The sequence below is a fragment of the Actinoplanes sp. NPDC049668 genome (assembly GCF_044465445.1).
Classification (GTDB): Bacteria; Actinomycetota; Actinomycetes; order Mycobacteriales; family Micromonosporaceae; genus Actinoplanes.
The window spans coordinates 127,571-147,328 of sequence record NZ_JBITLR010000001.1 but is presented as its reverse complement, the minus strand read 5'-3'; the positions used below and the strand labels follow the sequence as shown (position 1 = coordinate 147,328).

19 protein-coding genes are annotated in these 19,758 nt (G+C 72.7%); 14 read left to right on the top strand and 5 right to left on the bottom strand.

The genetic code is table 11. The features are described from left to right. Position 1: 1 nt before the first annotated feature. Entirely contained in the window at positions 2–538 is a 537-nt protein-coding gene (locus ACIBSW_RS00730) for a LytR C-terminal domain-containing protein (protein WP_354722235.1), read from the bottom strand. Between the two features lie 387 nt (positions 539–925). On the opposite strand from ACIBSW_RS00730, the gene ACIBSW_RS00725 reads away from it, so the two are divergent. Next, positions 926–1,222 (top strand): DUF4193 domain-containing protein, encoded by a 297-nt coding sequence (locus ACIBSW_RS00725; RefSeq protein WP_023561654.1) that lies wholly within the window; start codon positions 926–928, stop codon positions 1,220–1,222. A gap of 159 nt (positions 1,223–1,381) precedes the next feature. Next, positions 1,382–2,230, top strand: a complete 849-nt coding sequence (locus ACIBSW_RS00720; RefSeq protein ID WP_354722234.1) for a hypothetical protein — start codon at positions 1,382–1,384, stop codon at positions 2,228–2,230. On the opposite strand, the gene ACIBSW_RS00715 is transcribed toward ACIBSW_RS00720, so the two are convergent. Continuing rightward, complete coding sequence (locus ACIBSW_RS00715; protein ID WP_354722233.1) at positions 2,220–2,705, bottom strand: DUF3093 domain-containing protein; 486 nt, start codon at positions 2,703–2,705, stop codon at positions 2,220–2,222. The two genes, ACIBSW_RS00720 and ACIBSW_RS00715, sit on opposite strands and share 11 nt — an antisense overlap. 92 nt (positions 2,706–2,797) lie before the next feature. Between ACIBSW_RS00715 and dut the strand changes: the two genes are divergently transcribed. The 4 genes from dut to ACIBSW_RS00695 all read left to right on the top strand — a co-directional run bounded on the left by dut (position 2,798) and on the right by ACIBSW_RS00695 (position 5,356). Further along, positions 2,798–3,274: a dUTP diphosphatase gene (dut, locus tag ACIBSW_RS00710; protein ID WP_354722232.1), complete on the top strand. Its 477-nt coding sequence runs from the start codon at positions 2,798–2,800 to the stop codon at positions 3,272–3,274. A 21-nt stretch (positions 3,275–3,295) separates the two neighbouring features. Further along, on the top strand, positions 3,296–4,069 hold the full coding sequence (locus ACIBSW_RS00705) for a DUF3710 domain-containing protein (protein ID WP_354722243.1): 774 nt from the start codon (positions 3,296–3,298) through the stop codon (positions 4,067–4,069). A 142-nt stretch (positions 4,070–4,211) separates the two neighbouring features. Continuing rightward, positions 4,212–4,592: an OB-fold nucleic acid binding domain-containing protein gene (locus tag ACIBSW_RS00700; protein WP_354722231.1), complete on the top strand. Its 381-nt coding sequence runs from the start codon at positions 4,212–4,214 to the stop codon at positions 4,590–4,592. Continuing rightward, positions 4,589–5,356 (top strand): DUF3159 domain-containing protein, encoded by a 768-nt coding sequence (locus tag ACIBSW_RS00695; protein WP_354722230.1) that lies wholly within the window; start codon positions 4,589–4,591, stop codon positions 5,354–5,356. The genes ACIBSW_RS00700 and ACIBSW_RS00695 overlap by 4 nt, the downstream gene beginning before the upstream one ends. Here ACIBSW_RS00695 and ACIBSW_RS00690 read toward each other — a convergent pair. Together ACIBSW_RS00690 and ACIBSW_RS00685 are read right to left on the bottom strand one after the other, a co-directional pair. Next, positions 5,353–6,030, bottom strand: coding sequence for a TrkA family potassium uptake protein (locus ACIBSW_RS00690; protein ID WP_354722242.1), 678 nt, complete (start codon positions 6,028–6,030; stop codon positions 5,353–5,355). The genes ACIBSW_RS00695 and ACIBSW_RS00690 overlap by 4 nt on opposite strands. Further along, positions 6,027–6,692: a TrkA family potassium uptake protein gene (locus ACIBSW_RS00685; protein ID WP_354722229.1), complete on the bottom strand. Its 666-nt coding sequence runs from the start codon at positions 6,690–6,692 to the stop codon at positions 6,027–6,029. The genes ACIBSW_RS00690 and ACIBSW_RS00685 overlap by 4 nt, the downstream gene beginning before the upstream one ends. Positions 6,693–6,805: 113 nt before the next feature. On the opposite strand from ACIBSW_RS00685, the gene ACIBSW_RS00680 reads away from it, so the two are divergent. Both ACIBSW_RS00680 and ACIBSW_RS00675 read left to right on the top strand, forming a co-directional pair. Continuing rightward, a complete protein-coding gene (locus ACIBSW_RS00680; protein ID WP_354722228.1) occupies positions 6,806–8,875 on the top strand; it encodes an APC family permease in 2,070 nt (689 codons plus the stop codon). Further along, positions 8,872–10,152 (top strand): TRAM domain-containing protein, encoded by a 1,281-nt coding sequence (locus tag ACIBSW_RS00675; protein ID WP_354722227.1) that lies wholly within the window; start codon positions 8,872–8,874, stop codon positions 10,150–10,152. Before ACIBSW_RS00680 ends, ACIBSW_RS00675 begins: the two co-directional genes overlap by 4 nt. Here ACIBSW_RS00675 and ACIBSW_RS00670 read toward each other — a convergent pair whose 3' ends face one another. Beyond that, positions 10,153–11,520: a cation:dicarboxylate symporter family transporter gene (locus ACIBSW_RS00670; protein WP_354722226.1), complete on the bottom strand. Its 1,368-nt coding sequence runs from the start codon at positions 11,518–11,520 to the stop codon at positions 10,153–10,155. A gap of 127 nt (positions 11,521–11,647) precedes the next feature. Between ACIBSW_RS00670 and dxs the strand changes: the two genes are divergently transcribed. The 6 genes from dxs to ACIBSW_RS00640 all read left to right on the top strand — a co-directional run bounded on the left by dxs (position 11,648) and on the right by ACIBSW_RS00640 (position 19,719). Beyond that, the gene (gene dxs, locus ACIBSW_RS00665; protein WP_354722225.1) at positions 11,648–13,573 is read left to right on the top strand and encodes a 1-deoxy-D-xylulose-5-phosphate synthase; all 1,926 of its coding nucleotides are present in this window, start codon (positions 11,648–11,650) and stop codon (positions 13,571–13,573) included. A 43-nt stretch (positions 13,574–13,616) separates the two neighbouring features. Next, a complete protein-coding gene (locus ACIBSW_RS00660; protein ID WP_354722224.1) occupies positions 13,617–14,936 on the top strand; it encodes a PQQ-binding-like beta-propeller repeat protein in 1,320 nt (439 codons plus the stop codon). Then, positions 14,933–16,267, top strand: a complete 1,335-nt coding sequence (locus ACIBSW_RS00655; protein WP_354722223.1) for a PQQ-binding-like beta-propeller repeat protein — start codon at positions 14,933–14,935, stop codon at positions 16,265–16,267. The genes ACIBSW_RS00660 and ACIBSW_RS00655 overlap by 4 nt, the downstream gene beginning before the upstream one ends. Before the next feature lie 37 nt (positions 16,268–16,304). Further along, entirely contained in the window at positions 16,305–17,618 is a 1,314-nt protein-coding gene (locus ACIBSW_RS00650) for a hypothetical protein (protein WP_354722222.1), read from the top strand. A gap of 182 nt (positions 17,619–17,800) precedes the next feature. Beyond that, the gene (locus ACIBSW_RS00645; protein ID WP_184990404.1) at positions 17,801–18,493 is read left to right on the top strand and encodes a response regulator transcription factor; all 693 of its coding nucleotides are present in this window, start codon (positions 17,801–17,803) and stop codon (positions 18,491–18,493) included. Further along, positions 18,490–19,719, top strand: coding sequence for a HAMP domain-containing sensor histidine kinase (locus tag ACIBSW_RS00640; RefSeq protein WP_354722221.1), 1,230 nt, complete (start codon positions 18,490–18,492; stop codon positions 19,717–19,719). The genes ACIBSW_RS00645 and ACIBSW_RS00640 overlap by 4 nt, the downstream gene beginning before the upstream one ends. Positions 19,720–19,758 lie beyond the last annotated feature (39 nt).

Below are 19,758 nucleotides of genomic sequence, written 5' to 3'. Positions count from 1 at the left end.
CTCAGGAGTTCTTCTTGGGCGCGACGCACGCGCCGACCGGCAGCTCGGGCTCGCCGAGCTCGACCAGCGACTGGTTGACCTCGGTGGTCGTGGCGAGCTGCTGGAAGTCGCTGCCGACCACGATGTCGACGATCGCCCCCTTGCGCTTGGCGTCGTACTGGACGTCGGCCTGGTTCAGGAAGTACGCCCGCAGCAGCCATGCCGAGCCGACCGCCTCGGGGCCGTAGCGCATGACCGCGACGCCGTCGACCTTCTTTTTGTTCTCGGCCGGCTTCTGGGCCTTGAACCGCCGGTTCTTGAACTCGTTGGTGACGCTGTCGGCCAGACCCGCGGTGTCGGTCCCGTTGAAGACCTTGACGGTGACCTGTTCGGGGTCGTCCGGCAGGGTCACGTTGGCCATGACCGAGCCGTCGGGGCAGCCGCCGCCGGCGACGGCGTCGCCCTGCGTGTCGCGGACCAGGGCCACGACGACGAAGACCACCGCGGCCACGGCGAGCACGCCGACCACGACGAGTGCTCGGACGCGGGCAAAGCTCATGGAACCGGCTCCCGGGGTCAGCTCGATCGGCCACGTCCAGTACCGGACGGGGTATGCGGTGAGGTTAGCGTCTGCCCGCCAAGCCTGCGGAAAGAGGGAATGCTCACGGCGCGCCGACGATGATCCACGCGCTCATACCCCTACTTTGATGTCGCCTCAGTCACATCGGGAACAATTGGCCGCCCGCGCGCGTACAAGCCACGCACGGGGGCGGTAAGGTGCCGCGTTTGCCGGGGCAGTTTCATCGAGGGGGATGGGGCACCTCGGCGGACGACTGATCCCTGCCGACCAGGGTCGGGAGAAAAGTCCGCCGGAACCGGGAACCGAAACGTCGTCGCGGGCGTTACTTACGCCAAGTGACACATCGATACAGGAGAGTGAAAACCGATGGCCACCGACTACGACGCCCCGCGTCGCGACGAGGTCGACCTCGGCGAGGACAGCCTCGAGGAGCTCAAGGCCCGCCGCGCCGACTCGCAGTCGGGCGCAGTGGACGTCGACGAGGTCGAGGTGGCGGAGAGCTTCGAGCTCCCCGGTGCCGACCTGGCCGACGAGGAACTCACCGTCAAGGTGCTGCCGATGCAGACCGACGAGTTCCGCTGCGCTCGCTGTTTCCTCGTGCATCACCGCAGCCAGCTCGCGGTGGAGCGCAACGGGGAACTGATCTGCCGCGAGTGCGCCTGACCGGCGCGCTCGCGAGCAGGACCCCCGGCCGTCGCCGACGGCCGGGTTACGCACCGACCCCCGATACCCTCCGGCGCCCGTTTGGCGGGCCGCCTTGACTGGGTATCGGACCCTGACCGGGATCGCAGAGATCCGACAGTGGATGCGGGGAGGTCGACGATGAGCCGCCCAGATGACGACTCGGCACAGTCCGCGGACCCGGGGCGTGAGCTCGTCAAGGTCGATCCCGCCGAGACGGCCGACGGCGCCGAGGCCGGCTCCGGCATCGGCGCCACCGTGGCCGCGCTGTCCGCCGGCGACCTCGAGCCGGCCAAGCGCCGGCACCTGCTCGCGCGGCTCGTCGGCGACGTACGCCGGCGCGGGCTGGGCAAGCTGTTCCGGCCCGGATCCGCCATGCGCTGGATGACCGAGGCGGTCGCCGACCTGGCGCCGCACGTGCCGATCCGCGACCTGGATACCCTGCGCCGCCACCACGACGGCCTGGACGGCGACGCGCTCGCCGAGCGCCTCGTCCGCAACGCGTCCCTCGCCGCGGCCGGTGTCGGCGCGGCCGGCGGCGGCGTGGCCTCCCTGGAGTGGGCCGCCGCACCGACCCTGCTCTCCGTGCCGGTCCTGCTGGCCGCGGAGACCGTCGCCGTGGTCGGCATCGAGCTCAAGCTCGTCGGCGAGCTGCACGAGGTGTACGGCCGGCCGGTCGCCGGCAGCGCCGTGCAGCGCGCCTCCTCGCTCATCCAGTCCTGGGCCGGCCAGCGCGGCGTCAACCCGTTCATACCCGGCATCGGCGTCGCGACGGTGCTCGGCACCACCGCCCGCCGGGAGCTGCAGGGCACGCTGCTGCGCCGCTTCGGGCGCAATCTGACCACGCTGGGACCGCTGCTCACGGGCGCGGCCGTGGCGAGCTACCTGAACCGGCGCGCGACCCTGCGCCTGGGCGAGCTGATCATCAAGGACCTGCGCCGCCAGGGCCCGGCGGTCATCGACGCCGAGCGCCCGGAGCTCAGCTCTTAGCGCGCAGCAGGGCGGTCGCCAGCTCGACCGGGTGCCGGGTGCTGACCACCCAGAACGGCGTCGGGTCGGCCGGGTCGTCGAGCAGCACCTGCACGGCGCCCTTGATCCACGGGCGCTGCACGACGAACGCCAGCGGGTGCGAGCCGGCGCCGAGCACCTCGCGCTTGCCGTCGGCGTCCAGCGGGACGACGTCGGCGATCACGTCAAGCGGCAGCCGCGCGTCGTCGACCCGCAACTCCGTCGCCGTCACCGCGACCCGGATCCGGTCCGTGCGCCACAGCAGCAGCAGGGCGACCGGCAGCAGGACCGCGAACGGCACCCAGGCGCGCAGCCCGGTGCCGCCCAGCCAGATCTCGGCGGCGAGCAGCGCGGCTACGGCGGGCCCGGCGAGCCACGCGAACCACGGGATGCGCAGGCGCTCGGCGTACACCGGGCGGGCGGGCGTGGTGGTGCGTGCGGACGGCTCGGCTGTCACCCTGGTTACGGTACGGCGCGCCTCCGCTTCCGGCCACGGCAGGATGGCAGGGTGGGTGCCGCTCACCGACGAGAAAACCGAGGACGACGATCGTGACCGAGACCGTGGCCGTGCAGCTCCGCCGGCTCGACCCCGACCTGCCGCTGCCGGCGTACGCCCACCCGGGCGACGCGGGCGCCGACCTGGTCGCCGCCGAGGACGTCGAGCTGGCTCCGGGCGCGCGGCGGTTGGTGCGTACGGGCATCGCCATCGCCCTTCCCGAGGGCTACGTGGGCCTGGTGCATCCCCGCTCCGGGCTGGCCGTCCGCCTCGGCGTCACCGTCCTCAACGCGCCCGGTACGGTCGACGCCGGTTACCGTGGCGAGATTCTGGTGAACCTGGTCAACCACGACCCGGTGGGCACCGCGAAGATCTGCCGGGGTGACCGCATCGCCCAATTGGTCGTGCAGCGGGTCGAGCGGGCCGTCTTCCAGGTGGTCGACGAGCTCTCCGACACCGCGCGCGGTGCCGGCGGGCACGGCTCGACCGGCGGACACGTCGCCCTGCCGGCGCAGCAGAAGCAGCTCTAGTCGAAGAAGGTGGCAACCCAGATGTTCTCCCGCAAGCGCGGCGGCCCGAAGCACGTGCGGCCGGACGACGCACCACAGTCGGCGGCGCTCGCCAGGAGCATGGGCGACGGCCCGCCGCCGGAGTTCGGCCCCTACGACAGCTCGCAGGCGCCCGCCGGGGTGCAGCGGCTCGACCTGGGCAGCCTGCTGATCCCGGCGGTCGAGGGCGTCGAGGTGCGGGTGCAGGCGAACCCGGACGGCGGCATCGAGCAGATCGTGCTCGTGCACGGCAACAGCGCGCTGCAGCTCGGCGTCTTCGCCGCGCCCCGCAGCGAGGGCATCTGGGACGAGGTGCGTGCCGAGATCGCCGCGGCGATGAAGTCCGACGGCGCCGCGCCGCAGGAGTTCGACGGGCCGTACGGCGTCGAGCTGGCCGCCCGGGTCGAGACGCCCGAGGGGCCGGCGGACGTCCGGTTCGTCGGCGTCGACGGGCCGCGCTGGATGGTCCGCGCGCTGTTCCAGGGCGAGGCGGCCGCCCAGCCGAGCGCTGAGGGGGTGCTCGGCGAGTGCCTGCGCGGCCTCGTGGTCGCCCGCGACGACGAGGCCCGGCCGGTCCGCGAGGCGCTGCCGCTGCGGCTGCCCCGGGAGATGGCCGAGCAGGCGGAGGCGCAGCACGCCGGGCACGATCACGCCGGGCACGATCACGCCGGGCACGATCACGCCGGGCACGATCACGCCGGGCACGATCACGCCGGGCACGATCACGGTGTGCCGGACGCGCAGCCGCCGCAGACCAACGGGCGCCACGCGCATTGATCAAGACGGCCCCGGTGAGATACATCACCGGAGGCCGTTCCGGCGTACCGTGGACGGACGGCACCTGCCCACACTGTGTGCCGTCCGCCGGGTCCCCCGCCGGCGTTTTCCGCGGCTTGCCGAGGAAGGTGGCACCGAGGTCATGTCGACCGATGAGCGAACCACCGGCCTGCGCCGGTTCTTCGAGCGGCTGACCGCCTCCGAGGAGGAGCTGAGCGCGCAGGAGCTGCAGCGCGACAGCGCCAAGTGCGGCGCCGTGCCGGCCGGGCAGTGCCACCGCGGCGAGGTCGTCTCCGTGTCCGGACGACTGCGCACGGTGGCGTACACTCCGCGCACGAACCTGCCGACGCTCGAAGCGGACCTCTACGACGGCAGCGACGTGGTCACGCTCGTCTTCCTGGGCCGCCGCTCCATCGTCGGCATCGAACCGGGCCGTCAGCTCACCGCCCGCGGCCGCATCGCCCTGCGCGACGACCGCAAGGTCATCTACAACCCGTACTACGAGCTGGAGGCGCCCCGGTGACACCCGGCAGCGAGCCCCGTCACGTCGCGCACGAGTCCGTTGAGGAGAGGGTCGCCGAGGAGTTCGTCGAAGAGCTCGAACTCCACCCGGTCAAGGAGGAGACCGACGAGGAGCCGTTCCCGTCGATGAGCGAGCAGATCTCCGAGCAGCTCGGCGGGGTGCGCGGGCTCATCGAGTCGAGCATCCCCGTGCTCGCGTTCGTGCTGCTCAACGTGCTGCTCGGGGAGAACGTCCTCGACCTGGGCAAGCAGACCACGCTGTACTGGGCGATCGGCGGCAGCCTCGGCTCGGCGGTGGCCATCGGCGTGTACCGGCTGGCCCGCAAGCAGTCGGTGCGGCACGCGGTCAACGGCGTCCTCGGCGTCGCGATCGGCGCGTTCCTGGCCTGGCGCACCGGCGACGCCAAGAACTTCTACCTGCCGGGCATCCTGCTGACCCTCGGCCAGGTGGTCGTCCTGATCGCGTCGGTCGCGGTCCGTCGGCCGATCATCGGGTACGTCTGGGGCGTGCTGGCCAACGGCGGCAAGCACGACTGGTTCGACAACGCCCGGCTGTTCCGCACCTTCCAGTGGCTGACCCTGGTCTGGGCGGCGTCGCTGTTCGTCCGGGCGGGCGTGCAGGGCTGGCTCTGGCTGGCGGACGAGGCGAACGCCATCGGCATCGTGCGCATCCTGATCAGCTGGCCCATCTACGCCGCGACGTTCGCGTACACCGCCTGGGCGGTGCACCGGGTGACCTCGGCCACCCGGCCCGTCGACGCCTAGCTCTCGCGGGCGTCGCCCAGCACCACCGCGCGGACCGCGCCCTCGACCTCGGTGGTGCAGACGAAGATCAGCTCGTCGCCGGCCTCCAGCGGGTCGTCGGGCGTCGGCACCAGCACCCGCTTGCCGCGCACGATGGCCACCAGGGCGGAGTCACGCGGCATCGGCACCGAGCGGATCGGCTTGCCGACGTACGGAGCCGTCGGCGGCAGGGTGATCTCCACCAGGTTCGCCTCGCCCTGCCGGAACGTCATGATCCGGACCAGGTCGCCGACCGTGACCGCCTCCTCGACCAGCGCGGCCATCAGGCGCGGCTTGCTGACCGCCACGTCGACGCCCCACTGCTCGGTGAAGAGCCACTCGTTCTCGGCGCGGTTGACCCGGGCGACCACCCGGTTCACCGCGAACTCCGTCTTGGCCAGCAGCGAGCAGACCAGGTTGGCCTTGTCGTCTCCGGTCGCGGCGACGACCACGTCGCAGCCGGCCACGTCGGCCTCCTCGAGGCTGCTCAGCTCGCAGGCGTCGGCCAGCACCCACTCGGCCTCCGGCACCCGCTCCGGGCGCAGCTGGCGCGGCTGGCGCTCGATCAGCATCACCTGGTGGCCGTTGCCGATCAGCTCCTGTGCGATCGAGCGGCCGACGTTGCCGGCGCCCGCGATGGCGATCCGCATGGTCAGTGCCCCCCAAGCCCGGCGCCCGCCGCGCCACCGAGCACGTCGTTGACGATGTCGTCGGTGACCACCATGAAGACCTGGTCACCGTCCTGCAGCACGGTGGAAGGCGTGGCCAGCGAGCCGATGCCGAAGCGCATCAGGTACGCGACCCGGGCGCCGGTGGCGTCCTCCAGCGACCGGACGGTCTGCCCGACCCAGTCGGAGTGCAGCGGCGCCTCGACGATCGACACCGAGCTGGTCGGGTCGCGGAACACCTCGACCGTGCCCTCCGGCACCAGGTGGCGCACCATTCGGTCGGCGGCCCAGCGGATCGTCGCCACCGTCGGGATGCCGAGCCGCTCGTAGACCAGGGCCCGCTTGGCGTCGTAGATGCGGGCCACGACCCGGGAGACGCCGAACGTCTCCCGCGCCAGCCGGGCCGAGATGATGTTCGAATTGTCGCCGCTGGAGACGGCCGCGAACGCGTCCGCCCGCTCGATGCCGGCCGAGCGCAGCACGTCGCGGTCGAAACCGATCCCGGTGACGGTGATGCCGCCGTACTCCGCACCCAGCCTGCGGAAGGCGTCGGCGTTCTGGTCGATCACCGCGACCGAGTGGCCGCGGGCGTCGAGCTTGTGGGCCAGCGTCGAGCCGAGCCGGCCGCAGCCCATGATCACCACGTGCAAGGTTTCACGCCTTCCCGCTGGATGCCTACCTAGCAGAGCGTGCCATGAGGTCGCGAGTGATGGTGGCCGGGGCGCCCGGCGGCGTGGCGGCCGCGCCCGTACGCTTGGCGCTTGTGGCAAGTTCGACGTCCCTCGCGAAGCGGTTGCTCCTAGGCCGGCCCTTCCGCTCCGACCGGCTGCAGCACACCCTGCTGCCCAAGCGCATCGCGCTGCCGGTCTTCGCCTCGGACGCGCTGTCCAGCGTCGCGTACGCGCCCGACGAGATCCTGCTGACGCTCTCCATCGCGGGGGCCGGTGCGTTCGTGTTCGCGCCCTGGGTGACCCTCGCGGTCGCGGTCGTGATGGTCACCGTCGTGGCCAGCTACCGGCAGAACGTGCACGCGTACCCCTCGGGCGGCGGCGACTACGAGGTCGCGACGGTCAACCTCGGCCCGCGCTTCGGCGTCGCGGTGGCCAGCGCCCTGCTGGTCGACTACATCCTCACGGTGGCGGTCTCGGTCAGCGCGGGCGTCGCCAACCTGGGCTCCGTCGTGCCGTTCGTGGCCGAGCACAAGATCGGCATCGCGCTCTGCGCGATCGCCGTGCTGGCCGCGCTCAACCTGCGCGGCCTGCGCGAGTCCGGCACCGCCTTCGCCGTGCCGACGTACCTGTTCATCGTCGTCGTCGTCGGGATGCTCCTCACCGGTCTGGTGCGCGTCTTCATCCTCGGCCAGGACCTGCGCGCGCCCAGCGCGGACATCGTCATCGATGCCGAGGAACACCACCTGACCAGCTTCGCCTTCGCCTTCCTGCTGTTGCGGACGTTCTCGTCCGGCTGCGCCGCGCTGACCGGTGTCGAGGCCATCTCCAACGGCGTGCCGGCCTTCAAGCCGCCGAAGAGCAAAAACGCCGCGACCACCCTCCTGCTGCTCGGCGGCACCGCGATCCTGATGCTGGTCGGCATGGTGATGCTCGCCCAGGCGACCCACCTGCAGTACGTCGAGGATCCGCTGACGCAGATCGTCGGCGGACCGGCCGGCTATGTGCAGAAGACGGTCACCGCCCAGCTCGGCGAGACGGTCTTCGGCAGCGGCTCGGTCCTGCTCTATCTGGTCGGCGCGGTCACCGCCCTGATCCTGTTCCTCGCGGCGAACACCGCCTTCAACGGCTTCCCGGTGCTGGGCTCGATTCTCGCCCAGGACCGCTACCTGCCGCGCCAGCTGCACACCCGCGGCGACCGGCTGGCCTTCAGCAACGGGATCATCTTCCTGGCCGTCACCGCGATGGTGCTGATAGTGGCGTTCGAGGCCGAGGTGACCCGCCTGATCCAGCTCTACATCGTCGGCGTGTTCGTGTCGTTCACGCTGTCGCAGGCCGGCATGCTGCGGCACTGGAACCGGCTGCTGAGGACGCAGCGGGATCCGGACGTGCGGCGCCGGATGTTCCGGTCCCGGGCGATCAACGGCTTCGGCATGGTGCTCACCGGCGCGGTGCTGATCGTCGTGCTGATCACCAAGTTCCTGCTCGGCGCGTGGATCGCGATCGCCGCGATGCTCGTGGCCTACGTGGTCATGCTGGGCATCCGCAAGCACTACACCCGGGTCTCGGCGGAGCTGGAGCCGGGCGACGAGGGCCCGGTCCTGCCCTCGCGAAACCACGCCGTCGTGCTGGTCAGCAAGGTGCACAAGCCGACGCTGCGGGCCCTGGCGTACGCGCGGGCGACCCGGCCGGACACGCTGACGGCGGTCACGGTCAACGTCGACGACAAGGACACCCGCAGGATCCAGGAGGAGTGGGAGCGCCACCAGATCCCGGTGTCGCTGACGGTCGTCGACTCGCCCTACCGGGAGATCACCCGGCCCATCATCGACTTCGTGAAGAGCGTGCGCCGCAGCTCGCCGCGCGACGTGGTCACGGTCTTCGTGCCCGAGTACGTGGTCGGCCGCTGGTGGGAGAACCTGCTGCACAACCAGAGCGCCCTGCGGATCAAGGGCCGGCTGCTCTTCGAGCCCGGCGTGATGGTCACCAGCGTGCCCTGGCAGCTGCAGTCGAGCCAGGACCGCGACCTCGAGCGACTGGACCGCGACCTGAGCCGCGTGCCGGCCCGCGGCCCGCGTACCCGCCGGACGGACGCGCCGTTCGCCGAGGTCGCCGCGCAGCACCGGCCGGAGCAGGCCACCGAGCCGGAGGATGACCTGAAGTGAGCGACGAACCGATCGAGGGCGACCGCGTCGAGGTGACCGTCGGCGCGCCGGCGCACGGCGGCCACTGCGTGGCCCGTATCGGCGGGCCGCACGGCCGGGTGGTCTTCGTCCGGCACGCGCTGCCGGGTGAGCGGGTCACGGTCGAGCTGACCGAGCTGCACAAGGGCTACCTGCGCGGTGACGCGGTCGAGGTGCACGAGGCCTCCGCCGACCGGGTGGCCGCGCCGTGCGCGTTCGCGCACCCCGGCGGCTGCGGCGGCTGCGACCTGCAGCATGTCGCGCCGGACGCGCAGCTGCGGTGGAAGGCCGCCGTCGTGCGCGAGCTGCTCGGCCGGATGGGCGGCCTGAGCACCGAGCGGATCGACGAGCTGGACGTGCGGGTACGCCCGCTGCCCGGCGGCCCGCTCGGCTGGCGGTCCCGGGTCCGGTACGCGGTCGACGCCGCCGGGCGGCCCGGCCTGCTGCAACACCGATCGCATCAGGTCGTACCGGTGGATCGCTGTCTGATCGCCCGCCCGGAGCTGCAGAAGCTGGAGGTGACCGGCCGGCTCTGGCCCGACGCGGCCGCGGTGGAGGTGGTCGCGTCGACCGGCGGCGACGTCACCGTCCTGGCCCGGCCGGCCGGCGCGCCGGCGCTCGACCCGGCGGCGGCCGGGGATCCGCAGGCGGACGAGGAGCGCGGCGGGCCGGGCGTGCTGGTCGACGGCCCGGCCGAGATCCGTGAGCTGGCGGCGGGCCGGGAGTGGCTGCTGCCGCCGGACGGCTTCTGGCAGGTGCACCCCGCCGCGGCCGACACCCTGGTCACGGCCGTGCTGGAGCTGCTGCGGCCGGCACCGGGCGAGATCTCCTGGGACCTGTACGGCGGCGCGGGCCTGTTCGCGGCCGCGCTCGGCGCGCGGACCGGCGCGCGCACCACCGTGGTCGAGTCGTCGCCGGACGGGGTGGCCGCGGCCCGCCGCAACCTGGCCGACCTGAGCGGCGTCGAGGTGGTGGCGGCCCGGGTGGACGTGGCGCTGAGCCGGCGCCGGATCACCGCACCGGTGGATCTGGTCGTGCTGGACCCGCCGCGGGCCGGCGCGGGCGCCAAGGTGGTGCGGGCGATCGCGGCGGCGCGGCCCCGGGCGGTGGCCTACGTGGCCTGCGACCCGGCGGCACTCTCCCGGGACGTGCAGACGTTCGCCGCCGAGGGCTGGCGGCTGGCCGAGCTGCGCGCCTACGACTGCTTCCCGATGACCCAGCACATCGAGTGCGTCGCCCTCCTCCTGCCGGACGATTAGCTAGCGCGCCGGCTCGGGTTCCGGCTCCGGCTCCGGCTCGGGTTTCGGCTCGTGTGCGTCGTGCGGGTCGTCGTCGTAGGTGCTCTCGTCGAACGGCGCCGCGCCGGACAGCACCGCCCGGGCCTGCTCCTGGTCGATCTCCCGGGTCCAGGTGCCGACCAGCACGGTCGCGACCGCGTTGCCGGAGAAGTTGGTCAGCGCCCGCGCCTCGGACATCAGCCGGTCGATGCCGACGATCAGGCCGACGCCGGGCACCAGCTCGGGGCGGTGGCTCTGCAGGCCGCCGGCCAGGGTCGCCAGCCCCGCGCCCGTCACGCCCGCCGCGCCCTTCGACGCGAGGATCATGAAGAGCAGCAGGGAGACCTGCTCGCCGACCGACAGCGGGTCGTCCATGGCGTCGGCGATGAACAGCGACGCCATGGTCAGGTAGATCGCGGTGCCGTCCAGGTTGAACGAGTAGCCGGTCGGCACCACGATGCCGACGACCGGGCGGCTCACGCCGAGGTGTCCCATCTTGGCGATCAGCCGCGGCAGCGCCGACTCCGACGACGAGGTGGACAGGATCAGCAGGAACTCGCGGGCCAGGTAGCGGAACAGCTTGAAGATCGACATGTGCGCCACCAGGCGCAGCAGCAGGCCCAGCACGACGAAGACGAAGAGCACGCAGGTCAGGTAGAAGCCGACCATGATCCCGGCGAGGCTCTTGAGCGCGTCGAAGCCGGTCGCGCCGACCACCGCGGCCATGGCGCCGAACGCGCCGATCGGGGCCAGCCACATGATCATCGACAGGATCTTGAAGACCAGGCGCTGCAGGACCGCGACCACCCGGATGACCGGTTCGCCCCGCTCGCCCAGCGACTGCACCGCGAAGCCGACCAACAGCGCGACCAGCAGGGTCTGCAGCACCTCCTGGGTGGCCAGCGCGCCGAACAGCGACTCCGGGATGATGCCGAGCACGAAGTCGACGCCCGACTCCGCCTCCGCGCTGACCTGTGCGGCGCCGGTGGCGGCGAGCTCCTCGTTCAGGTGCAGCCCGGCGCCCGGGTGCAGCAGGTTGCCGACCACCAGGCCGATGGTGAGCGCGACGGTCGACATGATCAGGAAGTAGATCAGCGCGAGGCCGCCGACCCGGCCGACCTGGGCGGCCTTTCGGATGGAGCCGACGCCCAGCACGATCGTGCAGAAGATCACCGGCGCGATCATCATCTGGATCAGCGCGACGAAGCCGGTGCCCAGCGGGCGCAGTGCCTTGCCGACGTCGGGGAAGAGGAAGCCGACCGCGATGCCCAGCACCATGGCGATCAGCACGGAGATGTAGAGGTAGTGGCTACGGTCGCGCCGCCGCGACCGCGGTGCATCGACGGTCATGGCTTGTCCCTACCCCTGGTGGTGACCCAGGACACCTTTCGGGCCCGTGTGGAGATTTTGTGGAGGAGGTCTCTGTATCCGTCCGTGCCGGATGCAGGGAAGCGTTCCGCCGATAGACTGACTCCTCATGAGCGAGCGCAGTGATCAAACGACGGCCGGCATCCTTCCGGGCATCAAGACTCCCGGTGACCTCAAGGGCCTCGGTGCTGATCAGCTGACCCTGCTCGCCGCGGAGATCCGCGACTTCCTGGTCGCCAAGGTGTCCCGCACCGGCGGCCACCTCGGCCCCAACCTCGGCGTCGTGGAGACGACCCTCGCGATGCACCGGGTCTTCGACTCGCCGCGCGACCGGATCCTCTTCGACACCGGCCACCAGGCATACGTGCACAAGATCGTGACCGGCCGGCAGGACGGATTCGAGCGGCTGCGCCAGCGCGGCGGGCTCTCCGGCTACCCGAGCCAGGCCGAGAGCGAGCACGACCTGATCGAGAACTCGCACGCCTCCACCGCCCTGTCATATGCGGACGGCATCTCCAAGGCCTTCGCGCTGCGCGGCGAGGACCGGCACGTGGTCGCGGTCGTCGGCGACGGCGCCCTGACCGGCGGCATGTGCTGGGAGGCGCTCAACAACATCGCGGCGGCGAAGAACCGCCTGGTCATCGTCGTCAACGACAACGGCCGGTCGTACGCGCCGACCATCGGCGGCCTGGCCGACCACCTCTCCACGCTGCGCCTCAACCCCGGCTACGAGCGCGTCCTCGACCTGGTCAAGGACGCCCTCGGCTCGACGCCGGTGGTCGGCAAGCCGGTCTACGAGGTGCTGCACGCGGTCAAGAAGGGCATCAAGGACGCGGTCAGCCCGCAGCCGATGTTCGAGGACCTGGGCATCAAGTACATCGGCCCGGTCGACGGGCACGACGTGCAGGCCATGGAGTCCGCGCTGCGCCGGGCCAAGGGCTTCAACGCGCCGGTCATCGTGCACGCGGTGACCCGCAAGGGCTACGGCTACCGCCCGGCCGAGGACGACGACGCGGACTGCTTCCACGGCCCCGGCGCGTTCAGCATCGAGACCGGCAAGCTGCTGGCCGCGCCGAGCGTCAAGTGGACCCAGGTCTTCGCGGAGGAGCTCGTCGCGATCGCCGACGAGCGGCCCGACGTCGTCGGCATCACCGCCGCGATGGCCGAGCCGACCGGCATCGCCGCCCTGCAGAAGAAGTACCCGGAGCGCACCTACGACGTCGGCATCGCCGAGCAGCACGCCATCACCTCGGCGGCCGGCCTGGCGATGGGCGGCCTGCACCCGGTCGTCGCGGTGTACGCGACGTTCCTCAACCGCGCGTTCGACCAGGTCCTGCTCGACGTGGCGATGCACGGGCTGCCGCTGACGATGGTGCTCGACCGGGCCGGCATCACCGGGCCCGACGGCCCGAGCCACTACGGCATCTGGGACATGAGCGTCTTCGGCGCGGTGCCCGGGCTGCGGATCGCCGCGCCGCGCGACGCCGCCACCCTGCGCGAGGAGCTGCGCGAGGCGGTAGCCGTCGACGACGGCCCGACGATCGTGCGCTTCCCGACCGGCTCGGTCGCCGCGGACCTGCCCGCGCTGCGCCGGGTCGGCCCGATCGACGTGCTGCGCGAGGACGACCGCAAGGACATCCTGCTGGTCGCCGTCGGCGCCTTCGCCAAGCTGGGCATGGAGGTCGCCGACCGGGTGGCCGAGCAGGGCTACGGCGTGACCGTCGTCGACCCGCGCTGGGTCCGCCCGGTCCCGATCGAGCTCGCCGCGCTGAGCCGGGGGCACCGCCTCGTGGTGACCCTCGAGGACGGCATCCGGGCCGGCGGCGTCGGCGACGCGGTGGCGAGCGCCCTGCGCGACGCCGGCGTGGCCGTGCCGCTTCGCGACTTCGGGGTCCCGGCCGGCTTCCACCCGCACGGCACCCGGGCCGAGATCCTGACCGCGCTCGGCCTGACCGCGCAGGACATCGCCCGCGACGTGACGGAGTGGGTCTCGCAGCTGGAGGAGCAGGCTGCCGAGCATCAGCCGCAAGGCTGACAGTCGACGGGCCGTTTCGTTATCCATCCGTTACCTTTGATGGATGGCGGCGGAGACGTTCGGCGGCGCGACGGTAGTCATCGACCTCGGCCTGGCCCGGGGTGAACCCGACGAATACGCCCGGCCCCAGCGCTCCACCGTGCCGGACTGGTTCGCCCCGCTGATCCTCGCCCTGGTCGTGCTGCTGTCGTCGGCCGCGTCGGCCGCACCGCCACCACCGGCGCTGTCGCCCGTGCTCACGCTGCGCGTCGGTCCGGGCGACCCGTACGTGCTGACCGCCGACGGCGACCTGCTCGCGCAGACCTACGGGCGGCTCAGCGCGTACTCGCTGAGCGACGGCCGGCTGAGGTGGGAGGCCGGGTCGGCGTCGCCGACCTACCGCCTGCGCACCGGAGCCGGGCTCGTGCTGCTGCGCCCGTGGAGCGCCGACCGCGCCGACCCCGGCACCACGGCGCTGTCCCTGCGCAGCGGCGCCGCGCAGTGGCGGCGCTCGGGCAACGTCGTCACGATCGCCGGCTCGACCGCCCTGCTCGCGGTCTCCGGCGTCCGCAGCATCTCCGGCTCGGGCCGCCGGGTGCAGGGGCCCGTCGACGCCGTCGACCCCGCCGGCGGCACCACCCGCTGGCAGGTGGACGTTCCCTCGACCGCGGTGCTGCTCGGCGTGCCGGGCCCGGTCGGGCAGCGGTCCCGGATGCTGCTCGTGCACGACGACCGGACCGCCGCCGTGCACGACGTCGGCACCGGCGCCCTGCTCGCCCGCGCCGCGCTGCCGCCCGCCGACTACGGCCCGGACAACCCGGTGATGGCCGGCGGCTCCCTGCTGCTGCGCCACCCGACCACCAGCGGCCGGATGGTCAGCGCCTTCGACCCGGTGACCCTCGCGCACCGCTGGACCCGGCCGGCGGGCTTCGCGTTCGGCGTGACGCCGTGCGGCGACCTGGCCTGCCTCACCGGTCCCGACGGCGTCCGCGCGATCGACCCGTCCACCGGGGCGCAGCGCTGGTTCCGGTCCGGGTGGCGCAGCGTCGACCAGCGCAACGGGCTGATCGTCGCGTACGGGACGCCGGCCGGTGAGGGCGATCCGGTCGGCGTGATCGACCCGGCGAACGGCGCGGTGCTGGCCGACCTGCACGGCTGGCGGCCCGTGCCGGCGCCCGGCGGCGGCGACCGGCTGCTGGTGACCAGGATGGTCGACGCTGGTGCCCGTACCATGGTCGCGGTCGTCGGCCCCGGCGACGCCCGACCCGAACTGCTGGCCGACCTGCCGGCGGGCACCGGCGACTGTCAGGCCGCCCCCGCCCGGCTGGCCTGCCGCTCCACCTCCGGCGATCTGATCGTCTGGTCGTATCGACAGAAGGGATGAGCGTGGCGCTGATCGAGCTGAGCCCGGAGACGCCGGTTCCGCTCGCAGCAGCCGCCCCGCCGCCCCCGTACCGTTATCGCCGCCTCGGTCTCGCGCTCGCCGCACTGCTCGTGCTCGTGCTGGGCGGGGCCGCGCCGGCCTCGTCGGCGCTCTGGTGGCGCCTCGGCGAGGTCCCGCTGCCGGCCGGCGGCGACTTCGGGGTGACCGCCGACCGGATATACACCGTGGATCTCGAGGCGGACCCCCGCGTGGTCACGGCCTGGCAGACCGATCCGGTCCGCCGGCTCTGGAGCATCAAGACCACCGGGATGGATGACCGGCTCGACGTCGGGGAACTACCCGGCGGTCTCGTCATGGTGGCGGAGGTGGACGGCGTCTCCGTGCGCGATTCCCGCACCGGGGCGGTCCGGTGGGTCTCACCCGCCCCGGTACAGCCGCTCGACGACCGTATCGGCGTGATACAGCAGCAGCGCTTCCGGCCCGGCACCGAGTATGACCCGGAGTCCGGCGATCCCGGCCGGCTCTACGGCACCAACGGCGGCGCGCTGCACACCGAGCCGGCGCTCAGCACCGAGCTGCGCGGCGTCGAGCTCGCCGGCGGCCGGCAGATCTGGTCCGTCACCGTTCCCGGCTCGGTGTTCACCGCGTGGCCGGATCCGCCGGTTTCCGGCCTGGTGCTCCTCTCGGCGCGGAAACTGACCCTGCTCTCGCCCGCTACCGGCGCCGTCCTGCGCGAGCGGGCGGTGCCACGGGTCGACGGTCGGGATCCGGTCATGGGCGAGGTGGTCGAGGACATGGTCCTGGTCCACTATGGCGCCTTCGGCGAGGGCGGCCCGGTCATCGCGTACGAGCTGAACACCTTGGACGAGCGCTGGCGGCAGAACCGCTCCGACCCGGCCGGCAACTCCGCGTCCTGCCCCGGGCTGACGTGTGTGGTGGGCCACGACGACCTCACCGTGCTCGACCCCCGCACCGGGACGTCCCGCTGGCGGGTGGCGGGCGCCGACGTCTTCGCCTTCGGTACCGGCTCGGTGCTCCAGGCGGAGGCCGGCTCGATGATCCCGCTGCGTGCCGTCAGCCTCGACACCGGACGGACCCAGGTCGAGCTGGCCGGCTGGCGCGAGTTCTCCGAGGTGAGAGGCGGCGGCGGCTATCTGCTGAGGCACCCCGACAAGGGCCGGAGCAGCGTCTTCGGTCTGCTGCGGCCGGGACGGGCCGCGGTACAGCCGCTCGGCCGGATACCCGGTCCGGTCCTGAACTGCACGTCCGTGCCGGGCGTGGTCGCCTGTCCGACGCTGGATCACGTCGAGGTGTGGGCGTACCGCGGCTGATCCGCCGATCAACGGTGTCCCGGCGCACAATGACGGCGTGGGTGACGTCCTGATCGACCTGGGTGAGCAGCACGGGCGGCTGCCGGACGTCGCCGAGCCCGGCCGCCGCCCGGCGCACCGCCACCGGGCACTCCTCGTCGCACTCACCGCCGCGCTGTTGATCACTCTCACCGGGGCGGTCTCGCACTCGGCACCCGCCCGGCCGGTGATCGTGCCCGCCCGGCTCGGCGACAACATGTTCGTCGAGCCGGACCGCCTGTACGTGGTCAGCTCCGGCACCGGCCCTCGCGACGCCGCCGTGCAACACAAGATCGTCAGCAGCTACGCGCTGCCCGCCGGCCGGTTGCTCTCCCGCACCACCGTCGCCGTCACCGGCGCCGTCGTGCAGGTCACGTCGACGGGGGACACAGTCCTGGTCTCGTACCAGGCCGACACCGTCGGCGCGGAGGCCACCGTCGCGCTGGCGGCCGGGACCGACCGGGCGCTCTGGCGGGCGCCGGCCCGGCTGCTCAGCGTCTCCCCGCGGAACGGTCTGGCCCTGCTGCGGCAGAACCGCCCGCACCCCGGCGACCTCAACTGGTACGGCGTCGACCTGGTCACCGGGCGCCCGCGATGGACGTTCGAGCAGCCGGCGCAGGGCTACACGACCGAGGCCGGGTACCTCGCCGGCTTCCCGCACCGGCTCATCACCGCCACCGCGGCCGGGCACCTCGAGGTGCGCGACACGGTCACCGGCGCACTGGTCTCCGCGGTCGACGTGCCCGCGCCGGCCCGGTGGGCGCGGCGCGGCGTCAGCGTCTGGCCCGCCGGCGACCTCGTGCTGGTCGGCGGCCTGGGCGGGATCACCGCGTACGCGCTGGCCGACCTGAGCCCGCGCTGGCACAACGGCATCGAGCTGTCCGGCCGCTGGGTGCAGGACTGCGTCGCGGTCTGCGTGTTCGGGTACCGCGGCGGGGTGCAGGTGCTCGACCCGGTCACCGGCCGGGTGCGCTGGGCGGCGGACCACTGGACCTCGGCCGAGCCGGCCGGCGGATACCTGCTGGTCAACGGCGACGGTGGGCTGGAGGGGCGGTACCCGCTCGCGGTCGTCAAGCCGGACACCGGCCTGCTGCACGGCGACTTCGGCGAGTGGCGCTCGGCCGGGGCGGTCCGGGCCGACGGCACCGTCGTCGGCCTGCGCCAGCGGCTCGGCGACGACGTGGTCTTCTACGCGCTGCTGAACCCGGCGACGCTGGCCGTCCGGGTGCTGGGCTCGGCCACCTTCGTCTCCGGCGACTGCCAGCCCACCGCCGACGTGCTCGTCTGCCGGCGCATCGACGCCTCCGTCGCGGTCTGGCCCCTTACCGAATGAGCAATTTTCAACCTGGCCTTGGGCCAGAGGTAACCGTGCCGGTGGCCGCCGCCGGGAGTTGCCGCCCGGGCCACGTTGAAAAAGGCTCAGTCGTGACCGACCGGTAGCCTGCACTTACGGCCTCTTCACACACTGGCGGGGAGGCTTGGCGGCGAACTGACTTTGACTTCGGAGGACCGCGGGTGCGCGTGCTGGTGGTGGAAGACGAGCGGAACCTCTGCGACGCGATCGCGCGGGGGCTGCGCCGCAAGGGGATGGCGGTCGACGTCGCGTACGACGGCCTGACCGGCCACGAGATGGCGTACGTGACGCGCTACGACGTGGTCGTGCTGGACCGGGACCTGCCGGGCATGCACGGCGACGAGATCTGCGCGGCGCTGGTCGCCTCCGGCGCGCTGACCCGGGTGCTGATGCTGACGGCCAGCGTCACCGTCGCCGAGCGCGTCGAGGGACTGCAGCTCGGCGCCGACGACTACCTGCCGAAGCCGTTCGCGTTCGAGGAGCTGGTGGCCCGGGTGCAGGCCCTCGGCCGGCGGGCCACCCCGGCGGCGCCGCCGGTGCTCACGGTCGGCGACCTGATCCTGGACCAGGCCCGCCGGGTGGTGACCCGCGGCGGCGCGCCGATCGACCTGACCAACAAGGAGTTCGGCGTCCTCGAGGAGCTGCTCAAGGCCCGCGGCGGCGTGGTGTCCAGCGAGGAGCTGCTCGAGCGGGTCTGGGACGCCAACACCGACCCGTTCACGACGACGGTCCGGGTGACGGTGATGACGCTGCGCAAGAAGATGGGCGACCCGCCGCTGATCGAGACGGTGGTCGGCGCCGGCTACCGCGTGCCCGAACCGGTCGTCGTGATGCCCGCCGGCGGCGGGGCGTGACCGTCTACGCGAGCCGGCGCGAGCGGCTGCGGCTGCGGCCGACGCTGCGGCTGCGGCTCACCCTGCTCAACGGCATCCTGCTGGTCGGCGCGGGCGCGATCCTGGTGCTGCTGGCCTGGCTCCTGGTCGGCGACGCCCTGCACCCGGCCGACGAGCTGCAGGCGGGCACCCAGGTGGTGCTCACCGACGGCACCCGGCTCGACGCGCTCACCTGGCAGAGCCAGCTGGTCGACCGCGCCTCGCAGGAGCTGCTGGTCAAGGGCCTGATCGCGCTCTTCGCCATCGGCCTGATCGGCATCGCCGGCGCGTACGCGGTGGCCGGCCGGGCGCTGCGCCCGCTGCACTTCGTCACGGCGACCGCGCAGCGCCTCGGCGAGGAGACGCTGGACCAGCGCATCCGCTACTCCGGCGCGGACGACGAGGTCGCGGAGCTGGCCGGCACGTTCGACGCGATGCTGGACCGGCTGGCCGGTGCGTTCGAGTCGCAGAAGCGCTTCGTGGCGAACGCGTCGCACGAGCTGCGCACGCCGCTGGCGGTGATGCGCACCGAGATCGACGTGACGTTGACCGACGACGAGGCCGACGTGGCCGAGTACCGCCGCATGGCCAAGGTCGTGCGCAACGCCTCCGAACGCGCGAACGGCCTGGTCGACGCGCTGCTGGTGCTGGCGCGCAGCGAGGCGCAGTCCGGCCGGCGGCTGGTCCGCAAGGTGCCGGCCGACCTGGCGACCAGCGTCTACAACGCGCTGTCGGCGGTCAAGGCCGAGGCCGAGCGGATGAAGCTCGAGGTGACCACGGACCTGCGGGCGGCGCCGGTGGTCGGCGACCCGAGCCTGCTGGACCGGCTGGCCGGCAACCTGATCGAGAACGCGATCCGCTACAACCACCTGATGGGCCGGCTCTGGCTGCGCACGGAGAACGTGGACGGTCAGGCCCGGCTGGTGGTGGGCAACACCGGCTACGAGGTCGATCCGGGCGACGTGCCGGGGCTGTTCGAGCCGTTCCGCCGCGGCGGCTGGGAGCGGACCGGATCGCGCGGGTCGGGGCTCGGGCTGTCGATCGTGCGGGCGGTCTGCGACGCGCACGGCGGCACGGTGTCTGCCGTGGCGCAGGAGGGCGGCGGCCTGGAGGTCACGGTCAGCCTGCCGGCGGCGGACAAGACACCGGTGGTGGCGGCCACCGCTACCGTGCCCCGCGCCAAGGGACTTGGCATCGCCCCGAGCTGAGGCGAGGCCGCCTGAGGCGAGGCCGCCTGAGGCGAGGCC

What these genes read in the sequence shown, in the direction of transcription:
- ACIBSW_RS00730 (WP_354722235.1), bottom strand. Translation starts at nt 538, where the DNA reads ATGAGCTTTGCCCGCGTCCGAGCACTCGTCGTGGTCGGCGTGCTCGCC.
- ACIBSW_RS00725 (WP_023561654.1), top strand. Translation starts at nt 926, where the DNA reads ATGGCCACCGACTACGACGCCCCGCGTCGCGACGAGGTCGACCTCGGC.
- ACIBSW_RS00720 (WP_354722234.1), top strand. Translation starts at nt 1,382, where the DNA reads ATGAGCCGCCCAGATGACGACTCGGCACAGTCCGCGGACCCGGGGCGT.
- ACIBSW_RS00705 (WP_354722243.1), top strand. Translation starts at nt 3,296, where the DNA reads ATGTTCTCCCGCAAGCGCGGCGGCCCGAAGCACGTGCGGCCGGACGAC.
- ACIBSW_RS00700 (WP_354722231.1), top strand. Translation starts at nt 4,212, where the DNA reads ATGTCGACCGATGAGCGAACCACCGGCCTGCGCCGGTTCTTCGAGCGG.
- ACIBSW_RS00670 (WP_354722226.1), bottom strand. Translation starts at nt 11,520, where the DNA reads ATGACCGTCGATGCACCGCGGTCGCGGCGGCGCGACCGTAGCCACTAC.
- dxs (WP_354722225.1), top strand. Translation starts at nt 11,648, where the DNA reads ATGAGCGAGCGCAGTGATCAAACGACGGCCGGCATCCTTCCGGGCATC.
- ACIBSW_RS00660 (WP_354722224.1), top strand. Translation starts at nt 13,617, where the DNA reads ATGGCGGCGGAGACGTTCGGCGGCGCGACGGTAGTCATCGACCTCGGC.
- ACIBSW_RS00655 (WP_354722223.1), top strand. Translation starts at nt 14,933, where the DNA reads ATGAGCGTGGCGCTGATCGAGCTGAGCCCGGAGACGCCGGTTCCGCTC.